This is a genomic window from Kribbella sp. NPDC051587 (assembly GCF_044453945.1).
Taxonomy (GTDB): domain Bacteria; phylum Actinomycetota; class Actinomycetes; order Propionibacteriales; family Kribbellaceae; genus Kribbella.
In genome coordinates, this window is record NZ_JBITDE010000007.1 from 127,783 (window position 1) to 147,633 (window position 19,851).

Below are 19,851 nucleotides of genomic sequence, written 5' to 3' on the forward strand. Positions count from 1 at the left end.
CACACGCTGGGTTCAGGTTGCCACCGGCCGAGCGCGCACCCAGCTGGTGTCCGGTGTGAGGTACTCGTCCAGCCGCAGACCCGCTTCGGTGAGCTGACCGGCCAGCAGCTCCTCGGTGAGGTTCTGCGTCAGCAGCCGCTGCGACCAGCTCCGGCCGCCGATCGTGTGCGTCACCGTGGCTGCCACCTGGTTGCCCGGCAGATGCTCAACGTCAGAGATCTCCATCCGGCCGCGCTCACTCTCGCGTACGACGGGCTTCGCCAACTGGCTCGGCAACTGCTGCTGCAACAACACCGAACCACCCGGACGCACATGGTGAGCGCACGTCTGCAGCAGCCGCAACCGCTCGGCATCGTCGGCCACATTGATCAGGTAGGACATCATCAGGACGACGTCGAACTCGCGATCCAGCCGCAGTTCACCAATCGTCGCCTGGATCGTCTCGGTCTCAGGAACCCGGGCGATCATCTCCACCGACTCGTCCACCGCCACCACCTGATGACCACGCGCCAGCAACGGCCGCGTGATCCGCCCAGTCCCACACCCCAGCTCAAGAATGCTGCTCCCCGGCTGAATCGCCGCATCGATCAGCTCATCCTCCCCATGAGCAACGGCCTGCTCGTACATCTCGATCGCACTACCGTCCGGGGTCCGCGCGCCCGGTCCGCTCCCACCCTGTCCGACTCTCATCTCTCCAGTCTTTCAACCCCCGGAAGTGTTTCGGGCGCTGCCGAAAGTTCACTGCCATCGGTGGATGGCGAACGGCGTACCGGTGCAGTTGCTCGCCCATCTGCGCCGTGCCCGGGATGTTGCCGACCGCAACTATGCCCCGCCGCTCGACCTGGCCGACCACCCCGAACTCGAGCTCGCCCTGATGCTCCCCGGGCCGCCGATGGACGACGAGTCCGCCGACGCCATCCGCCGCATCATGGCCAAAGGCATGATGCACGGCGTCGGCCCGGCCACCGACGACTGCCACAAAACCTTCGCCGACCTGGTGGCCAGGGCGTCGAGTACCTCCAGGAACGCTCCGACCGCCCGTACGGCGTCGAAGCCGTCCTCCGCGACTGCTCCGGCAACTGGCTGGTCCTCGTCGAACAAAAGCCCTACAGCGCGGGCGATTTCGCCTGAGACCCGCGAAGCATGGGGCCGAAAGATGCCGCGTGGTTGTGTCCGGACGCGCAGGTCGTCTGTGTCTCGGCGAAGAACACGCGCGGTGACACGCCGGTGAGCCGGACGCATTCGCGGGTGAGGTGTGACTGGTCGGCGTAGCCCGCGTGCAGGGCAAGCGATCCCAGGCCGCCGTCCGGTGTGGAACGGCCCTGGGCGATCGCCTGCTGGACGAGCGCCAGGAAGCCCTGGAAACGCAGTATCCGGTGCAACGCCTTCGGAGCGAGTCCGACGGCGATGTGGCAGCGGCGACGTAGCTGGGTTTCGGAGATGTGCAGAGACGCAGTCAGCGACGCCACATCGGGCGTCTGCCACGGCATCAGGCCTCGGACCGCTTCTGACACCAGCGGGTCGACGCCGGAGCCTCTGCGGGCGTACAGATGGTGCTGCGCCGCCGCGAGAGCTTCCTGAGGAGAGGAGGCCGTGCCGATCGCCTCGGTGAGCTGAGCGGCCGAGCTGCCCCACAGTTCCTCGGCGTCGATGCTCTGCCCGACCAGCTCCGAGGCGGGCTGCCGCGCGACCGCAACGAAGGCGCCCGGCGTGAAACGGACGCCAATCCGCGTTGTGCCCGGCGCGAGTACTTCCACCAGTGGCTCGGTGTGCGGGCCGATCACCCGCGGCGTGGAGCCGATCGTGCAGGTGAGCTCGACGGCACCGTTCGGGACACGTCGATGGATGTACGGCGAAGCGTCGCGGCCGACCTGCTGGACCCAGACCGTGGAAACGAGCGTGCCCAGGGTCGGGATGGGCGGGCCCTCCCGATAGCTCTGCACGCCGCTCATGTGGCCAGTATGTGCTCGGGGCCGGGCTACTGCGAGAAGAATGCCCGGTTTGTTCAAGAACGCACGACGGGTCCGGTTCTACGGTTTCGGCATGTTCAGCATCCTGACCTGCCGCCGGAGCCACCGATGGACGTGACGGCCCAGGGAGCCCTCTGGAGCAGCGATCCACACGCGTGGGCGGAGACCTCGGAGGTCCGTAGCCGTCCGCTGTACAAGGGCGTCCTCGAACGACTCCGCCTTCGGCCTGGCACCCGACTGCTCGACGTCGGCTGCGGCACGGGCCTGTTCGCCCAGCTCGCGGCTGAGGCCGGTGCGGACGTCGTCGGACTGGATGCCGCCGCGGGGCTTGTCGACTATGCCCGCCGTCGGCGCCCGACCGCCGCCTATCTGGTCGAAGACCTCGAACGGATGCCGTTCAGGGACGGCGCTTTCGAGGTTGTCACTGCCTTCAACTCCGTCCTGTACGCCGCCGACCCGCGTCACGCACTCGCCGAGATCGCACGGGTGACCGCCGGCCAGGGCCGCGCTGTCGTGACGGTCGGCGCCGGACCCGAGCAGGCCGAGAGCGCAGCTCTGATCAATCCACTCGCCGCCCACGACGACGTACCGGATCACAGTGTCTTCGACCTCGCCGACGCAGACGTGGCCCGCCAGGCGCTGCTCGAGGCCGGGTTCACGTCGGTGACGACCACCGATATCGCGTTCGGCGTCGACTTCGCCAGCGAGCAGGACGCGATCGCCGCCCAGTTGCCGGCCGGCCCGGTCGTCGCCGCGATCCGGCACTCCGGCCGCCCGGTCGTCGAGGCGGCACTGCGGTCCTTCTTCGCACCGCGATCACGCCTCGACGGGACCGTCCACCTGGATCTTGTCTTCCGCTGCTACTTCGCGCAGCGGCCAACCGATGAAGAGGAAACAGCACCATGAAACTGATCACCAACACCCAGGTCTCCGTCGATGGAGTGATGCAGGCGAACGGTGCGCGGGATGCGGATCTCGACCCCGGGATGGAGCGCGGCGGATGGGCCAGACCGCACTTCGACGCCGAAGCCATGGAGTACGTCGGTCAGGCGTACCAGCGTGCGGACGGATTCCTCTTCGGGCGACGCACGTACGACTTCTTCGCCGGCTACTGGGGAGCGATGGGCCCGGGCAGCGGCCCCATCGCGGATGCCTTGAACGCCAGGCCCAAGTACGTCGCTTCGACCACACCGACCGAGGCGAACTGGGCGACCACCACTGTCCTGTCGGGTGATCTGGTGGCCGCCATCCGGGAGCTGAAGGCCAAGCCGGGAGGAGAACTGCAGGTGCATGGCAGCGGCCGGCTCGTTCGCTGGCTGCTTGCCAACGACCTCGTCGACGAGCTGAACCTGCTCATCGTTCCCGTGATCGTCGGGCAGGGCATCCGGTTGTTCCCGGCCGACGGCCCGGACCTCGCGCTCGACCTGACCGACTCGAGAGCCTTCCCGAAAGCCATCACGCTGCAGGTCTACAAGCCGTCGGGGCGCCCGGAATACGCGGCCTGAGGCGCCGCCGTCGACTGATCAACGCGCCGAGCCCGGTGTCGCGGGGCGGTAGTTTGCTCGGATGATCATCTCGGTGGATCCGGCGGCTGCGAAACCGCCGTACGAGCAGGTGAAGGACCAGATCGACGGGTTGATCCGGCGCGGGGAGCTGGCGCAGGGGACCCGGTTGCCGACGGTTCGGCAGTTGGCGGCGGAGGTGGGCGTGGCGGTCAATACGGCGGCCCGGGCTTACAAGGAGCTGGAGGCCGAGCGGATGATCGAGACGCGGGGGCGGAACGGGACGTTTGTGCTCGCGTCGCGCAGTCACACCAACGATGCGGGGACGCGCTCCGCGGCGACCGCGTTCGTGCACGCCGCCCGCGAGGCCGGGATCAGTTTGCCGGAGGCGATGGAGATCCTGCGCCAGGCCTGGTAGCGATCGGAAACGATTCCAAAAACCCGCGGCCACGGTGTGACGAGCCCTGTACACGCTCTCACCGGATTGCTACTGTCCGGCCAGATTTGACATCGATGTCAGCGACAGGGGAGTGGTCACGATGGTCTCGAGACGAACGTTCCTGGCGGGCAGCGGTGCGGTGACGGCGGGCGGGATCGGACTGGTCCCAAGCCTGGCAGCCACCGCAAACGCCAACACATCGACGTCCGGCAGCCCCGCCCGGCTGCTGCCGGCCTTCAACCGCCCGAAGCACCTGCACTACGGCGACGCCAGCAAGCTCAGTGGTCAGGATCAGACTCTTCTGACAACGTTGCAAGGCATCGTCAACCGCACCAAGCCGGAGCTGTACTTCCTCTACGACACAGGCACCCAGAGCACGCCGGACACCAAGTGGCTGACCGACATGCACCTGCCGGCGACGCCGTACCAGAACCCGCTCGATCTGGTCGCCAAGTACCGGCACCGGGTCCGCGGCGCGATCGTCTACGACCCCGCCGTACCGGATTCCCTCAACGTCGCCACCACCCTGGCCGGCTTGGAGGATTGCGTGGTCGCGGACGCCGAGCAGGCGAAGGCGCACGGCCTGAGGATCGTGAAGGACCTGCGCGGGAAGTTCGACGACGACCGGGTGAAGACCTACCGGTGGCAGCTCGACAACCTGTTCCCGCGGGTCACGCACAAGTTGCTGGCCGGTCTTCCGCCGACCCGGGTGGTCGCGGTCGAGGACGTGCAGTGGCAGGAGATCGCTCGCGAGACCCGCCAGATCCGGGACTCGTCCAACCGTGGCAACTACGACCTCGACGTCTCGGCCAAGCTCGGCAAGGGCCCGGTCTACGTGCGCTGGCAGGACTCGTTCAGTGACGACGGCTGGGGACCTTCGGTCTCCGAGGTCTGGGTGAAGGCGAACGGCGTCGAGATCGCGCACTTCAAGCCGAACACCCCCGAGGAGGCGCAGTACCTGTTCGACGGCGCCAACTCGAGCATCGGCGGCGAGGCCAACCGCTTCAGCGACGGTGGTGGCTACTACATCTACGCCTTCGACCCACCAGCCGGTACGACGTCCCTCGTGGTGACCGTGACGATGTGGAACCAGTACCTGGTCTCGATCACCGACACCGCGCCCACGCGGATCGAACCGTTCGCGTACTTCCGTGACTACGTGGTGGCCACCAAAGCCCTGGTGAGTTGGCTACCCCCTGGTGGCGAGACCGGCGCACTGCTGTCCGAGCACTTCGCCAAGTGGCCGACACTGGCGCCGTACATGGGCTGGTTCGCGAACGACGTCTCCGGTGAGTGGGACGGTGTGGACCTCGCGTCGAAGGGCGGGTCGCCGGTCATCGCGGCCGACTTCTACATGAACGGGACGGTGCATGCCGGGTTCACCGCACCGATCTCGGAGAAGGTCCGGCCGGTACGTCGGATCACCAAGCCGAAGAACAAGGTCTACCTGACGCTGACCTTCGGCGAGGGCGACAACATCCAGTACTGCCAGCGTCACATGCGCGATCTGTGGGACGACCCGAAGCGTGGTGAGGCCCCGGCGAACTGGACGATCAGTCCGATGCTGCTGGAGACCGGTCCGAACCTGTTCAGCCACTTCCAGCGCACGGCGACGGCCAACGACCTCCTGGTGTGTGGACCGTCCGGTGCTGGCTACACGTACCCGGGCTCGTGGGTGCCGAGCGAGTTCACCCAGTTCCTCAAGCTCACCGGCTCGCAACTGCGCCGTACCGGCATGGACCAGGTGTACTCCTACAGCCACCGTGAGAATGACAAGTGGGTCGTGCTCTCGGAGGAGATCGCCAGCGGGTTCGCGAAGTACACGCCGTTGAAGGGCATCATGCAGACCTGGGACGGCGACCTGCTCGCCGTCCGCCGGGGCGGTCTGCCCATTGCCGGCCAGTGGGGCGCGCCAGGCAAGGCAGGGGAGTACAAGGCTGCACTGGACGTCCAGGTGGCGAAGTGGGACGGAACGAAGCCCCTCTTCATCTCCGGCGGCATCAACGCCTGGAACTGGACGCCGTCCGACGTCGCCGAGCTGGCTGGTCTCCTGGACGACAAGTACGAGCTGGTGCTGGCCAACGCGTTCTTCGATCTGATGGGCCGCGTACTGCCGTAAATCCATTGCGGTGGTGGAGCACGATGAGCAGATGACGCCAGACGAGCTGCTCGACGTGTTCCACCGCCGCATCCGGTTGCCGGACGCGGACACGATCCCCGGCTGGAAGGTCGAGCACATCGGGCTGGTGCATCGCTCGTACGTCGAAGGTCCGGAAGGCGCGGGTTTCGTCGAGACCCCGCGTGGACTGGGGGACAACCCGGACGCCGTCATCGCCGGCGAGCTGGCGTTCTTCCGCGAGCGCGGACTGCCGTTCGAGTGGAAGACCTACGCGTACGACGAGCCGGCCGACCTTGGTGAGCGGCTGGTCCGGGCGGGGTTCACACAGGAGGACCCGGAGACGCTGATCCTGGGTGAAGTCGATCGGATCCTGCAGCGGCCGTCCGCACTGCCCTCGAAGGTAGTACTGCGGGAGGCCGACGGGCCGGACGATTTCCACCGGATCGCCGTACTGATGGACACGCTCTGGAACAACGGCCTGGAGCGGATCGAGGAGCGCCTGTCGGCCGAGGCGCGGATGTTCCCCGAACGCCTCTCGGTGTTCCTCGTCGAGGACGGGCTCAGAAGAGAAGGCCCGGTCGTCTCCGCCGCCTGGATCCGGTTCCACCCCGGCACGGGCTTCGCCAGCCTCTGGGGCGGCGGCACACTGCCCGAGTGGCGGCGGCAGGGTCTCTACAGCAGCCTGCTGGTCCACCGGGCCCGCCTGGCCAAGGAACGCGGCTACGAATTCCTCCGCGTCGACGCCTCCGAGGACTCCCGCCCGATCCTGCAGAAACTGGGCCTGTACGGCGTCACCACCACCACGCCGTACGAGTGGACCCCCGAGACACGCTGACCCGGACCACGGAACGACACGGCCAGGCTGTACGTTGCCGTCATTATGGCTCTGAAAATCACCTCGCGCTTTCGTCGCCTGCTCCAGCGCCCCGGGTCGATCGACCTCAGCCCGTACGAACGGCTCTCGCAGCTGGTTCTCGAGGCGGAGGAGTCCGTCGAGCCGCTGACCGACGAGGAGCTGGCCGAGGCCGTCAGCGACCTGCGGACCACCGGTGGGCTGCACGAGGACGAGCAGATCGAGTTCCTGGCGCTGGCGCGCGACGCGGCCCGGCGGACGCTGGGTGAGTCGGCTTTCGACGGCCAGATCGTCGGCGCGCTGGCGATGCTGCAGGGCCGTGTGGTCGAGATGGCGACCGGTGAGGGCAAGACGCTCGCCGGTGCGTTCGCCGCTGCCGGGTACGCGATCGGTGGCCGCCGGGTGCACGTGCTCGCGGTCAACGACTACCTGGCTCGCCGCGACGCCGAGTGGATGGCGCCGATCTACGACTTGCTCGGGGTGACCGTGTCGCACGTCGGCCAGGCGTCCACGCCTGAGGAGCGGCGGGCGGCGTACGAGGCTGAGGTTTGCTACGTACCGGTCAGCGAGGTCGGCTTCGACGTCCTGCGCGACCGCCTGGTCAACGACGTGCCCGAGCGGGTGACCCAGACGCCGGACGTGGCGCTGGTCGACGAGGCCGACTCGGTGCTGATCGACGAGGCCCGGGTGCCGCTGGTGCTGGCCGGGGCGACCCGGACCGAGGAGCTGGACGACGACATCGTCCAGATCGTCCGCACCCTGCGGGCCGGCGTCGACTACGAGATCGACGGTGACGGCCGCACGGTCGCGCTGACCGACGCGGGCACGGACAAGGTCGAGAAGCTGCTCGGCGAGCGGGACGAGGCCGAAGCCGCCGCCGCTGCCGCGCTGCTCCCCGAGGCCGAGGACGAGGCACCCGCCGAAGACAGCGACGCGGACACCGAGACCGAGGACGCCGAGGACAAGGCCGACGAGGACAAGGCGGAGGCCGTCGAGCCCGAGCGCCCGGCCGTCAACCTGTACGACGACGAGAACCTCGACCGCCTGACCCAGATCAACGTCGCGCTGCACGCCGAGGTGCTGCTGCGCAAGGACGTCGACTACCTGGTCCGCGACGGCAAGGTCAGCCTGATCAACAACAACCGCGGCCGGATCGCCAAGCTGCAGCGCTGGCCCGACGGTCTGCAGGCGGCGGTGGAGGCCAAGGAGGCCGTCCCGGTCAGCGACTCCGGTGAGGTGCTTGACAGCATCACCGTGCAGGCCCTGATCAAGGGCTACAAGTCGCTGTGCGGCATGACCGGTACGGCGGTCGTGGTCGGCGAGTCCCTCCAGGAGTTCTACGACGTCGAGGTCGCCGTCGTACCGCCGAACAAGCCGAACATCCGCAAGGACGACCAGGACCGGCTCTACCTGACCGTCGAGCAGAAGAACGTCGCACTCGTCGAGCACATCGCCGAGGTGCACGAGACCGGCCGCCCGATCCTGATCGGCACCCACAGTGTCGAGGAGTCCGAGCAGCTGAGCGACCGGCTCGAGGCCGCCGGGATCCCGCACGTCGTGCTGAACGCGAAGAACGACGCCGAGGAGGCGAGCATCATCGCCGAGGCCGGTGTCCCCGGCACGGTGACGGTCTCCACCCAGATGGCCGGTCGCGGTACCGACATCCGCCTTGGTGGCAAGGACGAGACACACGACAAGGACAAGGCCATCGAGCTCGGCGGCCTGTACGTCGTCGGCACCGGCCTGCACGCGTCCCGCCGGCTCGACGACCAGCTGCGTGGTCGCGCCGGCCGTCAGGGTGACCCGGGCGGTTCGCTGTTCTTCGCCAGCCTCGGCGACGAGCTCGTCATCCGGTACTCCGTTTCGTCCGGTCTGCGCCCGCACCCCGACGAGCACGGCCGGCTCACCGACCGCAAGTCGGTCGGCATCCTGGATCACGCCCAGCGGGTCGCCGACGGCGCCAACGCCGAGCTGCACCGGACGACGTGGCAGTACCACCGCCTCACCGGTCAGCAGCGTTCGATCCTGCTCGACACCCGCGAGAAGGTGCTGACCGAGGACCTGGCCGCGACCGAGCTGTCCGAGCGGGTCAAGGAGCGGTACGACGAACTGGTCGAGGAGCACGGCGAGGACAAGGTGAAGGACGCCGCCCGGCGGATCGCCCTGCACCACCTGGACCGCCGCTGGACCGACCACCTGGCCTACCTGGCCGACCTGCGCGAGGGCATCCACCTGCGCTCGCTGGCCGGCGGCATCGTGCACATGAAGCCGATCGACGAGTTCAACAAGTCGGCGATCGCCTCGTTCGACACGCTGATCGCCGACGCCTGGAAGGAAGCGGCCGAGACCTTCACCGAGGCCTCGATCACCGACTCCGGCCTGGACGAGGCGGCCTCCGGGGTGCCGCGCCCGACCGCGACCTGGACCTACCTGGTCAACGACAACCCCTTCGGTACCGAGGCCGACCGGATCCTCGGCCGCCTTCGCAACGCCATCCGCCCGCAGTCCGGCGCGGAGGCCGAGGAGATCCTGCCCGAGGAGTTCGACGAGGACGAGCTGCCCGAAGAGCTGCGCGACGCCGATGACGCCGACCTCCCCGAAGAACTGCGCGAGGCCGACGACGACGAGGACGACGCGAAGAGGAAGTAGACCCTCGACTTTGGTCTAGGGACGACAGCCGTCGGAGCGATGCGAGCCCGGCGGCTGGGAGCGGATCCTCGGGGACATGTCCTCCACGTCCAAGGGTCCGCTCCTCCTGATCGTCGACATCGCGGCGCCGGTTGCCCTGTACTACGGCCTCCGGGCAGCCGGTACGAGCGTTCTGGTCGCACTCCTGGTCGGGTCCGTCCCCGCGTTGATCAACGCGGTGGTGTCGATCGCGCGTGAACGCCGAGCAGACCTTCTCGGTACGGCGGTGGTGCTCGGCCTACTGGGGAGCGCAGTCGTGGCCCTGGTTGGTGGCGACCCGCGTGCACTGCTCGTCCGGGGTGCGTGGGTGAGCCTGCCGTTCGCATTGGTGGTGCTGTGGTCGCTCCGGCACCCACAGCCGCTCTGCTACACCGTGACCCGCGCAATGCTGCCCAGGCGGGCGGCCGCGATGGACGAGCTGTGGGAGACCAGTCCGGCGTGGCGGCTCGCTTGGCGCCGGATCACGGTGATGTGGGGTGTCATCTCGATCGTCGACGCTGTGGTTCGGGTGGTGACCGCCTACACGCTGCCGCTGGACGTCGTACCGGCTGTGGATCCCGTCATCACTGTCGCCAGTGTGATCGTGCTGCAGATTCCCACCCATGTTCTGCTGCGCCGGAGTGGCAGTTGGCATCTGGTCTTCTCTCCCAGAGGACCTGTTGTCGGTGCGGGTCGATAGGCTCTCGGGTGTGAGTGAGGGCTTGTTCGATCTGCCGGGAGCTCCTGCGCCTGCGAGAGGCGGCGGGAGCCTGGCCGACGTGGACCATACGGCGGCGCCGCTGGCCGTCCGGATGCGTCCGCGCAGCCTGGACGAACTCGTCGGCCAGCAGCACCTGCTCGCTCCGGGCTCGCCGCTGCGTCGGCTGGTCGAGGGTGACCAGCCGATGTCGCTGCTGCTGTGGGGACCGCCCGGGACCGGCAAGACCACGATCGCGGCCGTCGTGTCCCACCAGACCAACCGCAAGTTCGTGGAGCTGTCGGCGGTCACGGCCGGGGTGAAGGACGTCCGTCAGGTGATCGACGGGGCCCGCCGCGATCTGGCCCGCCCAGGCGGCGCGGTCGAGACTGTACTGTTCATCGACGAGGTCCACCGCTTCACCAAGGCGCAGCAGGACGCCCTCCTGCCCGGCGTCGAGAACCGCTGGGTCACCCTTGTCGCCGCCACCACCGAGAACCCGTTCTTCTCCGTCATCTCACCGCTCCTGTCCCGCAGCCTCCTCCTCACCCTGGAGTCGCTGACGGACGACGACATCGGCGAGCTGCTCACCCGTGCGCTGACCGACGAGCGTGGGCTGAACAGCGAGTTCGAGCTGGCCGATGACGCGCGGGATCACCTGCTGCGGATGGCCGGTGGAGATGCTCGCCGGGCTCTGACCTACCTGGAAGCCGCCGCTGGTGGTGCGCGGGCCAAGGAAGCCTCCACCATCGACCTGGAGACGCTGGAGACGGCGGTCGACCAGGCCGCCGTACGGTATGACCGGGCCGGCGACCAGCACTACGACGTCGCCTCCGCGCTGATCAAGTCGATCCGCGGCTCGGACGTCGATGCCGCGATGCACTACCTGGCCCGGATGATCGTGGCCGGTGAGGACCCGCGGTTCATCGCCCGCCGCCTGGTCATCTCGGCCAGCGAGGACATCGGCATGGGCGACCCGACCGCGCTCGGTGTCGCAGTCGCCGCGGCGGACGCCGTACAGCTGATCGGTATGCCGGAAGCCCGGATCAACCTCGCCCAAGCAGTCGTCGCGTTGGCCCTCGCCCCGAAGTCGAACGCCGTCATCACCGCCGTCGACGCGGCGATCGCCGACGTGAAGGCCGGCAAGATCGGCCCGGTCCCGTCCCACCTCCGCGACGCCCACTACGCCGGCGCCAAGAAGATCGGCCACGGAGCGTCGTACCAGTACTCGCACAACGACCCCCGCGGCGTCTCCGCCCAGCAGTACGCACCCGACGTCATCGACGGCACCGACTACTACACCCCCACCCGCCGCGGCGGCGAAGCCGCCTACGCCGACCGCGTCGAAGCCATCCGCAAAATCCTCCGCAACCGCAAATGAACCGTCTCGCCGACCACGTCACCGCGTTCAACCACGCCGTCACCACCGGCGACTGGACAACCTTCGCCGAGCGCTTCGCCGCCGACGCCCGGATGGCCTTCGTCGGCGTACCCGCCGGTCCCTTCGTCGGCCGCGCCGCCATCGCCGCCGCCTACGCCGCGAACCCACCCACCGAAACCATGACCCTCCTCGACCCCGCCACCGGCCAGTTCCAATGGGCCGCCGGCGGCACCGGGACCATGAGCATCAGCTGGACTCCTGAGGGCCTGGTCCAGGCGCTCACCGTCGCCTTCGACTAGTCCTCGGGGTAGGGCATCGCTCGGACGACGTACGGCCAGGGCAGCAGTTCGGGGTGCCAGAAGCCGCCGCTGACCGCCAGATCGTCGCCACGGCGCAGGAGCAGGATGCGTTCGAAGCTCTGCTGCAGTACGGCGTCGCCCGCTTCGGCGGTCAGCAGGGTGACGACGTGCCGCGCGAGCTCGGCGTACTGAGGTTCGAAGTCGGTGAACTTGTCGAGCCGGAACCCGACAGCGATCTCGGGCTCGACCAGCACGAAGTTGGGCCGGCCGTCGCGGTGGACCGTCACGCGCAGGCCGGTCGCGCTCTTGAATGCGAGCACCGGCGGCTGCCACTCCACCTCAGGCAACTCCAGCAGCCGCCCGATCACCTCCGGTGCCGCCGCCGTACAAAGCTGCAACGTGTACTCGATCGCCACCCCCGCACCCTAGATCCCCACCCTCACCTCGCCCCCGGCTCCCGCGCCGTACCGAGTGGGTTCACCCAACGCGTGGAGCCCGCGCCCAGTGACCCCAGTGGGTTCACCAACTGCGAGTCGCGTGAGGCCGCCGTAGGACTGTCGGCCGGTTTGGTGGGGGACTGTTATGTGGGGGATGGTGTCCTGAAGAGTTGTGTTGTATGGGCGCGCGATAAGGTCGGGCGGTCCACGAGGTCGCAACGAGAGGTGGATCGTTTTCCATGAGCGTCGGTGAAGTCGCGGGGCTGATAGCAGCTCTCGCGCTCCTGATCCTGGTAGCCCTGCTCGCCTATCCGATCCTGAAGCTGGGCAAGGTGCTGGACGAGACCCGGATCATGGTGAAGGGCGTCTCCGATTCCAGCGTGCCGTTGCTGGGTGAGGTGACCACCACGGTGGCCACCACGAACGCGCAGCTGGCCAAGGTGGACACGATCACCGACAACGCGACCACGGTGACCACCAACGCGGCCGCCCTGGTGTCGCTGTTCTCGGCGACCGCGGGCGGGCCGCTGGTGAAGGCGGCGGCGTTCACGTACGGCGTGCGCAAGGCGCTCGGTGAGAGCCAGCGCCGCGACGTGAGCCGCCGGGTGAAGGACGAGATGAAGGCCGAGCGGAAGGCGCGGAAGCGGTGAAACGGATCTTCTGGCTGATCATCGGGATCGCCGTGGGTGTCTACGCGGTGACCCGGCTGAAGAAGCGGGCCCAGGTGCTCGCCCCGGAGGCTGTGCAGGAGTCGGCGGCCAAGCTCGCCGCCGCGGTCCGGCACTTCGGTGACCAGGTCCGCGAGGGAATGGCCGAGCGGGAAGCAGAACTCAAGGACGCGCTGGGCATCGATGCAGCCGCCAACGAACGTGAGGATTACCGGTAACACCATGGAAACCAGTGAGATCAGGCGGCGGTTCCTGAGCTACTTCGAGGACCGCGGCCACACCGTGGTGCCGAGTGCGCCGCTCCCGTCGCCGGACCCGAACCTGCTGTTCAACGTGGCCGGGATGGCCCAGTTCGTGCCGTACTTCGTCGGCCAGCAGACCCCGCCGTACGCGCGCGCGACGAGCGTGCAGAAGTGCGTGCGGACGCTCGACATCGAAGAGGTCGGCAAGACCACCCGGCACGGCACGTTCTTCCAGATGAACGGCAACTTCTCCTTCGGTGACTACTTCAAGGAGGAGGCTGTCCGGTTCGCCTGGGAGCTCGTCACCAAGTCCCAGGCCGACGGCGGCTACGGCTTCGACGAGTCCAAGCTCTACGCCTCGGTGTACTACGAGGACGACGAGGCGATCGACATCTGGAAGCGGGTCGCCGGGCTGCCCGACGACCGGATCGTCCGGCTCGGGATGAAGGACAACTTCTGGTCGATGGGCATCCCCGGCCCGTGCGGCCCGTGCTCGGAGATCCTGATCGACCGCGGCCCGGAGTTCGGCGCGGACCGGGACTGGGAGGCGGGCGACCGCTACCTGGAGTTCTGGAACCTGGTCTTCATGCAGAACATCCGCGGTGAGGGTGGCGGCAAGGACGGCTACCCGATCCTCGGCGAGCTGCCGAAGAAGAACATCGACACCGGTCTCGGCCTCGAGCGCGTCGCGTACCTGCTGCAGGGCGTCGACAACATGTACGAGATCGACGAGATCTTCCCGGTGATCGAGCAGGCCTCGGAGCTGACCGGCCGCAAGTACGGCGTGGACCAGGTCGACGACGTCCGGTTCCGGGTCATCGCCGACCACGTCCGCAGTGCGCTGATGCTGATCGGCGACGGCGTCACCCCGGGCAACGAGCAGGGCGGCTACGTCCTGCGCCGGCTGCTCCGGCGCGCGATCCGCTCGGTCCGCCTGCTGGGTTACGAGGACCCGAGCCTGGTCGAGCTGCTGCCGGTCAGCCTGCAGCAGATGAAGAAGTCGTACCCGGAGCTGGAGGCCGACTTCGGCCGGATCAGCCAGGTCGCCTACGCCGAGGAGGAGGCCTTCCGCCGCACCCTCACGGCCGGTACGACGATCTTCGACCTGGCCGTGAAGGAGACCAAGGCCGGCGGTGCGCACCAGCTCGAGGGCGCGAAGGCGTTCCAGCTGCACGACACCTACGGTTTCCCGATCGACCTGACCGTCGAGATGGCCTCCGAGCAGGGCCTGAACGTCGACACCGAGGGCTTCCGGTCGCTGATGAAACAACAGCGCGACCGGGCCAAGGCCGACGCCCGGGCCAAGAAGGCCGGGCATGCCGACACCACGGGCTACCGCGAGCTGCGGGAGTCCGGTGTCACCGAGTTCACCGGTTACCAGGAGCTGACGACGGACTCGCGGGTCCGCGGCCTGCTTCGCGACGGTGTGGTCGCCAACGCGGCCGAGCAGGGCGAGACCGTCGAGGTCGTGCTGGAGAAGACCCCGTTCTACGCCGAGTCCGGTGGCCAGATCGCCGACGAGGGCGTGATCGTGGCCGACGGCGTGAAGCTGAAGGTGCTCGACGTCCAGCGGCCGGTCAAGGGCCTGATCGTGCACAAGGTCGAGGTCGTCGAGGGCGTTCTGCGTCCGGGCCTCGACGTGCACGCCGAGGTCGACCACGACTGGCGGGTCTCGGCCTGCCAGGCGCACTCCGGCACCCACGTCGTGCACGCGGCGCTGCGCCAGGTCCTCGGCCCGAACGCGCTGCAGAGCGGTTCGTACAACAAGCCCGGTTACCTGCGGCTCGACTTCGCGTGGGGTTCGGCGCTGGACCAGGCCACCCGGTCTGAGATCGAAGAGGTCGCGAACCTCGCCGTACGGCAGGACCTGCCGGTCGCGGCGCAGTACATGACGCTTCCGGAGGCTCGGGAGTGGGGCGCGCTGGCGCTGTTCGGCGAGACGTACGACGAGCAGGTGCGCGTCGTCGAGATCGGCGGCCCCTGGTCGCGTGAGCTCTGCGGTGGCACGCACGTCAAGCACTCCTCGCAGGTCGGTGCGCTGACCATCACCAGCGAGTCCTCGGTCGGCGCCGGTGTGCGCCGCGTCGAGGCCTTCGTCGGCATGGACGCGCTGCACTACCTCGGCAAGGAGCGGGCGCTGGTCCGGCTGCTCAGCGAGAACCTGAAGGCCCGTCCGGAGGAGCTGCCCGCGAAGGTCGCCGACCTGGCCGAGCGGCTGCGTGCGGCCGAGAAGGAGCTCCAGCAGATCCGCGCCGCGCAGGTGCTGGAGGCCGCGGCCGAGCTGGCGAGCAGCCCCAAGGACGTCTTCGGCGTCCAGTACGTCGGCCACCGCGCGCCCGACGGCGTGAACGGCGGGGACCTGCGCAAGCTGGCCCTCGACATCCGCGGCCGGATGGGCGAGGACAAGCCGGCCGTGGTCGCCGTCCTGAGCGTGAACGACGGCAAGCCCGGCATCGTGATCGCGCTGAACGACACCGCCCGCGAGTGGCGGCTGTCGGCCGGTGACCTGGTCCGCGTCGCCGCCGAGAAGCTCGGTGGCAAGGGCGGTGGCAAGGACGACGTCGCTCAGGGTGGTGGCACGGACGCGTCCGGTGCCGACGCCGCGCTGGCCGCCGTCGAGTACACCGTCGGTCACCTGGTCACGGGCTAGTCCATGAGGCGAGCCAGGTGAGATACGGCCGTCGGATCGCGCTGGATATCGGAGACGCCCGGATCGGCGTCGCCAGCAGCGATCCGCACGGAATCCTGGCCACCCCGGTGGAGACCGTCCGCCGGGGGCCCGGTGATCTGGGTAGGATCGCGGCACTCGCCGCCGAACTGGAGGCGTTCGAGATCGTGGTCGGCCTGCCGCGCTCCCTGTCCGGGGGCGAGGGACCGGCCGCGGTGAAGATCCGGGAGACGGCGAAGCAGGTGCAGGACTTGGTGCAGGTGGGGAACGCGGCGCTGGCGGTGCGCCTGGTGGACGAACGGTTCACCACGGTCACCGCCGAGCGGATGCTGCGTGAGCGTGGGAAGAAGGGTGCCAAACGGCGCGCGGTGGTCGACCAGGCCGCGGCGGTCGTGATTCTGCAACACGCGCTCGACCTCGAGCGGGAGACCGGGAACCCACCGGGGAGGGCCTTGTGACGAGACCGACGGTGGACAACGACGACGACCTGGACCTCGGGCTGCGGCCGGAGAGCCGGGTCGAGCGGCGCGCGAACCGGCGCAAGCAGCGCGCCCGGCGCGGCTTCGGCTGTTTCGCGGTGATCATCTCGCTGCTGGTCGTGGGCGCCCTGGTGGGCGGTGCCGTGGTCGGCTTCGGCAAGGGCAAGGACGCGCTCGAGAAGGTCTTCGCCGCCCCGGACTACGAGGGCGAGGGCACCGGCGTGGTGACCGTCGAGATCACCAAGGGCCAGAGCAACTCCTCGATCGCGGACACGCTGGAGAAGAAGGAGGTCGTGAAGAGCGCCAAGGCGTTCGAGCGGGTGGCCCGCAACGACAGCCGCTCTCTGCAGATCCAGGCCGCGACGTACACGCTGCGCAAGCACATGTCGGCCAAGGCCGCGCTCGAGCTGATGCTGAACACCGACGAGTCGATCAAGGTCCTGCGGTTCAGCGTCCCGGCCGGCAAGACCAAGGCCGAGGTGATCAAGATCCTCGAGGCCCCGAAGCTGAAGCTGCCGGCCGGTGCTGCGGCCGCCGCGATGGGCAAACCGGCCTCGCTGGGACTGCCGGCGTACTCGAACGGCAACGCCGAGGGCTTCCTGTTCCCGGGCACGTACGACGTGCCGAAGGGCGCGACCGCGTACTCGATGATCAAGCAGATGACCGCGGAGTACGCGAAGAACGCGGCGGCGCTGAACTTCGTCAAGACCGCCCAGGCCAAGGACATCGACCCGTACCGGGCGCTGATCATCGCCAGCATCATCCAGGGCGAGTCCAACCGCAAGCAGGATTACGCCAAGGTCGCGCGGGTGATCTACAACCGGCTCGCGGCCGGGGACAAGCTGCAGATGGACTCGACCGTGCACTATGCGGTCGGCCGGGGCGGCGGCGTCTTCACCACCGACGAGCAGCGGAACTCCAATTCGCCGTACAACACGTACAAGTTCGAGGGCCTGCCGCCGACCCCGATCAGCTCGCCGACCAAGGACACGATGCGGGCCGCGATCAACCCGGCCAAGGGCCCCTGGAAGTTCTTCACCCTGGTCAACCTGGACACCGGCGAGACCGCCTTCGCCACGACGGCCGCCGAGCACCAGGCGAACGTCGCGAAGCTGCAAGCGTGGTGTGCCGCCAACAAGGGCCGGTGCTGAGTGACCCGATGTGCAGTGCTGGGGTCGCCGATCGCGCACTCGCTGTCCCCGGCGATGCATCGGGCCGCGTACGCCGAGCTCGGGCTCGACTGGCGGTACGACGCGTTCGAGGTGGCCGAGGACGAGCTGCGCGGGTTCGTCGCGTCGCTCGGTGACGACGTCCGCGGGTTGTCGCTGACGATGCCGTTGAAGCGGGTCGCGCTCGAGCTCGTGGACACGGTCGACCCGGTCGCGGAGCTGATCGGTGCCGCGAACACGATGATCTTCGAGGCCGACGGATCCCGGTCGGCGTACAACACCGACGTACCGGGGCTGGTGAACGCGTTCGCCGAGCGCGGCATCACGGTCGCGGACTCCGCTCTCGTGGTGGGCGGGGGAGCGACGGCGGCGTCGACGCTCGCCGCGCTGCGGAGCATGAAAGTCAGCGAGGTGACCCTCGTGGTTCGCGATCCGTCGCGGGCCGAACGTCTGCTCGACCTGGCCGCCGAACTGGGAGTCCGGACTTCGGTTGCGGATTTTTCCCAGATCGATCGAACCGGAGGGTTCGATCTGTGCGTCTCAACAGTGCCTGGTGGAGCAATCGATCAATGGGCGGACCACGTCGCGAACGTCGCTCCGGTGGTGTTCGACGTGGCCTACCACCCGTGGCCGACCCAGCTCGCCATCGCGGCGCACCGGATCGGTACAGAGCTGTTGAACGGGCTTGATCTCCTTGTGCACCAGGCAACTCTGCAAGTGGAGATGATGACTGGTAGGTCGCCGGCACCTCTGGCGGCCATGAGGGCCGCTGCCCGTGAGGAGCTCAACGATCGTGAGCCAGCTTGACCGCCGTACCGTTCTGAAGGCAGGTGGCGCTGCAGCAGCAGCCGTCGCCCTGACCGCCGCCCCCGAAGCGATGGCGGCCGCGACCGCCGCGCCGAACTGGAACCGGCTGTCCAGATCGTTGCAGGGCGGCAAGCTGTTCATGCCCTCCACGCCCGGGTACGCCGCTGCCCACCAACTCTTCAACCCCCGCTGGGATTCGGTCCAGCCGGCCGCCGTCGTGCGCGCCGCCAAGACGGCCGACGTGATCAGCACGATCAACTTCGCGCGCGACAACAAGCTGGTACTGGTGCCGAAGGGTGGCGGCCACTCGTACGTCGGTGCATCCGTGATCAGCAAGGGCATCCAGCTCGACGTCGGTGCGCTGCGCGGCATGACGTATGCCAGCAACGGCGTCCTGACCGTCGGCGCGGGCGCCCGCCTGTACGACGTTCACGCGTTCCTCGACAAGCACGGGCGATCGCTACCGACGGGGACCTGCCCGACCGTCGGCGTCGCGGGTCTCACCCTCGGCGGCGGGATGGGGATCCACACCCGCGCCTGGGGACTGACCTGTGACCGCCTGGTCGGCATGAGCGTGGTCACCGCCGACGGCAAGGCGCGCGTGATCAACACCAAGTCCGATCCGGACCTGTTCTGGGCGCTGCGCGGTGGCGGTGGCGGGAACCTCGCCGTCGTCACGTCGTTCCAGTTCGCGACGATCCCCGGCCCGAAGCTCGGCTTCTTCCGGTTGACCTGGCCGGAGGCCAAGGCCGCTGCCGTCGTGGCCGGCTGGCAGAAGTTCATCGAGAAGGCCCCCAGTACGGCGTGGGGCAACCTGCATCTCGATGCCAAGAGCAACGGAACAGTCTCGGTCCACGTGCTCGGCATCTCCACCACCGGCAACGCTGCCGCCGCGGCCGCGCAGCTGGAGTCGTTCGTCGGCTCGAAGGCGACGGCTCGGTCGATCACGGTGAAGACGCACATGGAGGCCGTGAAGTACGTCGGCGGTGGCACCACCAGCCCGCGGACCGGCTTCCTGGCCGGCTCCGACGTACTGCGCGCCCCGATGAACTCGACCTCGATCAACGCCCTGATCGCCACCGTCAAATCCGCAGCGCGCGCCAAGCTCCCGGCCGCCGCGATCATCGACCCGCTCGGCGGTCAGGCCGCCAAGCAGCCGGCCGGTGGTGCGGCCTGGCCGTGGCGTTCCGCGCTCGGCGTCATCCAGTGGTACGTCGGCACGGCCGCGCACCCGTCGTCCGCGCAGCTCAAGGCCGCACAAACCTTCATCGACCAGGGCCACGGCGCCGTCCGCTCGTTCTCGGCCGGCGGCTACGCCAACTACCCCGAGGCCCGCCGCGGCGTCGCGACCTACTACGGCGCCAGCCTCACTCGTCTGCGCGCGGTCAAGAAGAAGTACGACCCCAACGGCTTCTTCCACACCCCGTACACCTTCGTCTAAGTAGAGTCTCCCG

At 68.5% G+C, this 19,851-nt stretch carries 20 protein-coding genes; 16 read left to right on the forward strand and 4 right to left on the reverse strand.

All coding sequences use genetic code 11. The annotated features are described in order from the left end of the window. Positions 1-12 precede the first annotated feature (12 nt). The 3 genes from ACIA49_RS24830 to ACIA49_RS24840 all read right to left on the reverse strand — a co-directional run bounded on the left by ACIA49_RS24830 (position 13) and on the right by ACIA49_RS24840 (position 1,952). Complete coding sequence (locus ACIA49_RS24830; protein WP_396379705.1) at positions 13-690, reverse strand: class I SAM-dependent methyltransferase; 678 nt, start codon at positions 688-690, stop codon at positions 13-15. Between the two features lie 132 nt (positions 691-822). Next, positions 823-1,101: a hypothetical protein gene (locus tag ACIA49_RS24835; RefSeq protein WP_396379706.1), complete on the reverse strand. Its 279-nt coding sequence runs from the start codon at positions 1,099-1,101 to the stop codon at positions 823-825. A 5-nt stretch (positions 1,102-1,106) separates the two neighbouring features. Next, positions 1,107-1,952, reverse strand: coding sequence for a DUF6597 domain-containing transcriptional factor (locus ACIA49_RS24840; RefSeq protein ID WP_396379707.1), 846 nt, complete (start codon positions 1,950-1,952; stop codon positions 1,107-1,109). Between the two features lie 126 nt (positions 1,953-2,078). Between ACIA49_RS24840 and ACIA49_RS24845 the strand changes: the two genes are divergently transcribed. The 9 genes from ACIA49_RS24845 (at position 2,079) to ACIA49_RS24885 (ending at position 11,927) form a co-directional block, all read left to right on the forward strand. Beyond that, the gene (locus ACIA49_RS24845; RefSeq protein WP_396379708.1) at positions 2,079-2,876 is read left to right on the forward strand and encodes a class I SAM-dependent methyltransferase; all 798 of its coding nucleotides are present in this window, start codon (positions 2,079-2,081) and stop codon (positions 2,874-2,876) included. Next, a complete protein-coding gene (locus ACIA49_RS24850) occupies positions 2,873-3,475 on the forward strand; it encodes a dihydrofolate reductase family protein (RefSeq protein ID WP_396379709.1) in 603 nt (200 codons plus the stop codon). Before ACIA49_RS24845 ends, ACIA49_RS24850 begins: the two co-directional genes overlap by 4 nt. Before the next feature lie 61 nt (positions 3,476-3,536). Further along, positions 3,537-3,890: a GntR family transcriptional regulator gene (locus tag ACIA49_RS24855; RefSeq protein WP_396379710.1), complete on the forward strand. Its 354-nt coding sequence runs from the start codon at positions 3,537-3,539 to the stop codon at positions 3,888-3,890. A gap of 121 nt (positions 3,891-4,011) precedes the next feature. Then, positions 4,012-6,030 carry a GxGYxYP domain-containing protein gene (locus tag ACIA49_RS24860; protein WP_396379711.1) on the forward strand — a complete coding sequence of 673 codons (2,019 nt, stop codon included), beginning with the start codon at positions 4,012-4,014 and terminating at the stop codon, positions 6,028-6,030. A 31-nt stretch (positions 6,031-6,061) separates the two neighbouring features. After that, the gene (locus ACIA49_RS24865) at positions 6,062-6,865 is read left to right on the forward strand and encodes a GNAT family N-acetyltransferase (RefSeq protein WP_396379712.1); all 804 of its coding nucleotides are present in this window, start codon (positions 6,062-6,064) and stop codon (positions 6,863-6,865) included. Between the two features lie 45 nt (positions 6,866-6,910). Beyond that, positions 6,911-9,532, forward strand: a complete 2,622-nt coding sequence (locus tag ACIA49_RS24870) for an accessory Sec system translocase SecA2 (RefSeq protein WP_396379713.1) — start codon at positions 6,911-6,913, stop codon at positions 9,530-9,532. 76 nt (positions 9,533-9,608) lie between these two features. Further along, on the forward strand, positions 9,609-10,250 hold the full coding sequence (locus ACIA49_RS24875) for a VC0807 family protein (protein ID WP_396379714.1): 642 nt from the start codon (positions 9,609-9,611) through the stop codon (positions 10,248-10,250). A 10-nt stretch (positions 10,251-10,260) separates the two neighbouring features. Beyond that, positions 10,261-11,628 (forward strand): replication-associated recombination protein A, encoded by a 1,368-nt coding sequence (locus tag ACIA49_RS24880; protein ID WP_396379715.1) that lies wholly within the window; start codon positions 10,261-10,263, stop codon positions 11,626-11,628. Then, complete coding sequence (locus ACIA49_RS24885) at positions 11,625-11,927, forward strand: nuclear transport factor 2 family protein (protein ID WP_396379716.1); 303 nt, start codon at positions 11,625-11,627, stop codon at positions 11,925-11,927. The genes ACIA49_RS24880 and ACIA49_RS24885 overlap by 4 nt, the downstream gene beginning before the upstream one ends. On the opposite strand, the gene ACIA49_RS24890 is transcribed toward ACIA49_RS24885, so the two are convergent. Further along, entirely contained in the window at positions 11,924-12,343 is a 420-nt protein-coding gene (locus ACIA49_RS24890; RefSeq protein WP_396379717.1) for a SitI3 family protein, read from the reverse strand. The two genes, ACIA49_RS24885 and ACIA49_RS24890, sit on opposite strands and share 4 nt — an antisense overlap. A gap of 260 nt (positions 12,344-12,603) precedes the next feature. Here ACIA49_RS24890 and ACIA49_RS24895 point away from each other — a divergent pair, with 260 nt between their 5' ends. Genes ACIA49_RS24895 through ACIA49_RS24925 form a run of 7 tightly spaced genes read left to right on the forward strand, consistent with a single transcriptional unit; the run spans position 12,604 to position 19,838 of the window. Next, positions 12,604-13,014, forward strand: a complete 411-nt coding sequence (locus ACIA49_RS24895; protein ID WP_355463380.1) for a DUF948 domain-containing protein — start codon at positions 12,604-12,606, stop codon at positions 13,012-13,014. Further along, positions 13,011-13,250: a DUF6167 family protein gene (locus tag ACIA49_RS24900; protein ID WP_391545279.1), complete on the forward strand. Its 240-nt coding sequence runs from the start codon at positions 13,011-13,013 to the stop codon at positions 13,248-13,250. Before ACIA49_RS24895 ends, ACIA49_RS24900 begins: the two co-directional genes overlap by 4 nt. A 4-nt stretch (positions 13,251-13,254) precedes the next feature. Next, entirely contained in the window at positions 13,255-15,924 is a 2,670-nt protein-coding gene (alaS, locus tag ACIA49_RS24905) for an alanine--tRNA ligase (RefSeq protein ID WP_396379718.1), read from the forward strand. Between the two features lie 17 nt (positions 15,925-15,941). Further along, positions 15,942-16,400 carry a Holliday junction resolvase RuvX gene (gene ruvX, locus ACIA49_RS24910; protein WP_396379719.1) on the forward strand — a complete coding sequence of 153 codons (459 nt, stop codon included), beginning with the start codon at positions 15,942-15,944 and terminating at the stop codon, positions 16,398-16,400. Then, positions 16,397-17,572: an endolytic transglycosylase MltG gene (gene mltG / locus ACIA49_RS24915; protein ID WP_396379720.1), complete on the forward strand. Its 1,176-nt coding sequence runs from the start codon at positions 16,397-16,399 to the stop codon at positions 17,570-17,572. The genes ruvX and mltG overlap by 4 nt, the downstream gene beginning before the upstream one ends. Then, entirely contained in the window at positions 17,573-18,397 is an 825-nt protein-coding gene (locus ACIA49_RS24920) for a shikimate dehydrogenase (protein WP_396379721.1), read from the forward strand. It begins immediately after the preceding gene. Then, a complete protein-coding gene (locus tag ACIA49_RS24925; protein WP_396379722.1) occupies positions 18,384-19,838 on the forward strand; it encodes an FAD-binding oxidoreductase in 1,455 nt (484 codons plus the stop codon). The genes ACIA49_RS24920 and ACIA49_RS24925 overlap by 14 nt, the downstream gene beginning before the upstream one ends. The last annotated feature ends 13 nt before the right edge of the window (positions 19,839-19,851 follow it).

Bases quoted from the DNA above. Each gene is read 5' to 3' on its own strand.
- ACIA49_RS24830 (WP_396379705.1), bottom strand. From the start codon at position 690: ATGAGAGTCGGACAGGGTGGGAGCGGACCGGGCGCGCGGACCCCGGAC.
- ACIA49_RS24840 (WP_396379707.1), bottom strand. From the start codon at position 1,952: ATGAGCGGCGTGCAGAGCTATCGGGAGGGCCCGCCCATCCCGACCCTG.
- ACIA49_RS24845 (WP_396379708.1), top strand. From the start codon at position 2,079: ATGGACGTGACGGCCCAGGGAGCCCTCTGGAGCAGCGATCCACACGCG.
- ACIA49_RS24850 (WP_396379709.1), top strand. From the start codon at position 2,873: ATGAAACTGATCACCAACACCCAGGTCTCCGTCGATGGAGTGATGCAG.
- ACIA49_RS24855 (WP_396379710.1), top strand. From the start codon at position 3,537: ATGATCATCTCGGTGGATCCGGCGGCTGCGAAACCGCCGTACGAGCAG.
- ACIA49_RS24860 (WP_396379711.1), top strand. From the start codon at position 4,012: ATGGTCTCGAGACGAACGTTCCTGGCGGGCAGCGGTGCGGTGACGGCG.
- ACIA49_RS24865 (WP_396379712.1), top strand. From the start codon at position 6,062: ATGACGCCAGACGAGCTGCTCGACGTGTTCCACCGCCGCATCCGGTTG.
- ACIA49_RS24870 (WP_396379713.1), top strand. From the start codon at position 6,911: ATGGCTCTGAAAATCACCTCGCGCTTTCGTCGCCTGCTCCAGCGCCCC.
- ACIA49_RS24875 (WP_396379714.1), top strand. From the start codon at position 9,609: ATGTCCTCCACGTCCAAGGGTCCGCTCCTCCTGATCGTCGACATCGCG.
- ACIA49_RS24885 (WP_396379716.1), top strand. From the start codon at position 11,625: ATGAACCGTCTCGCCGACCACGTCACCGCGTTCAACCACGCCGTCACC.
- ACIA49_RS24895 (WP_355463380.1), top strand. From the start codon at position 12,604: ATGAGCGTCGGTGAAGTCGCGGGGCTGATAGCAGCTCTCGCGCTCCTG.
- alaS (WP_396379718.1), top strand. From the start codon at position 13,255: ATGGAAACCAGTGAGATCAGGCGGCGGTTCCTGAGCTACTTCGAGGAC.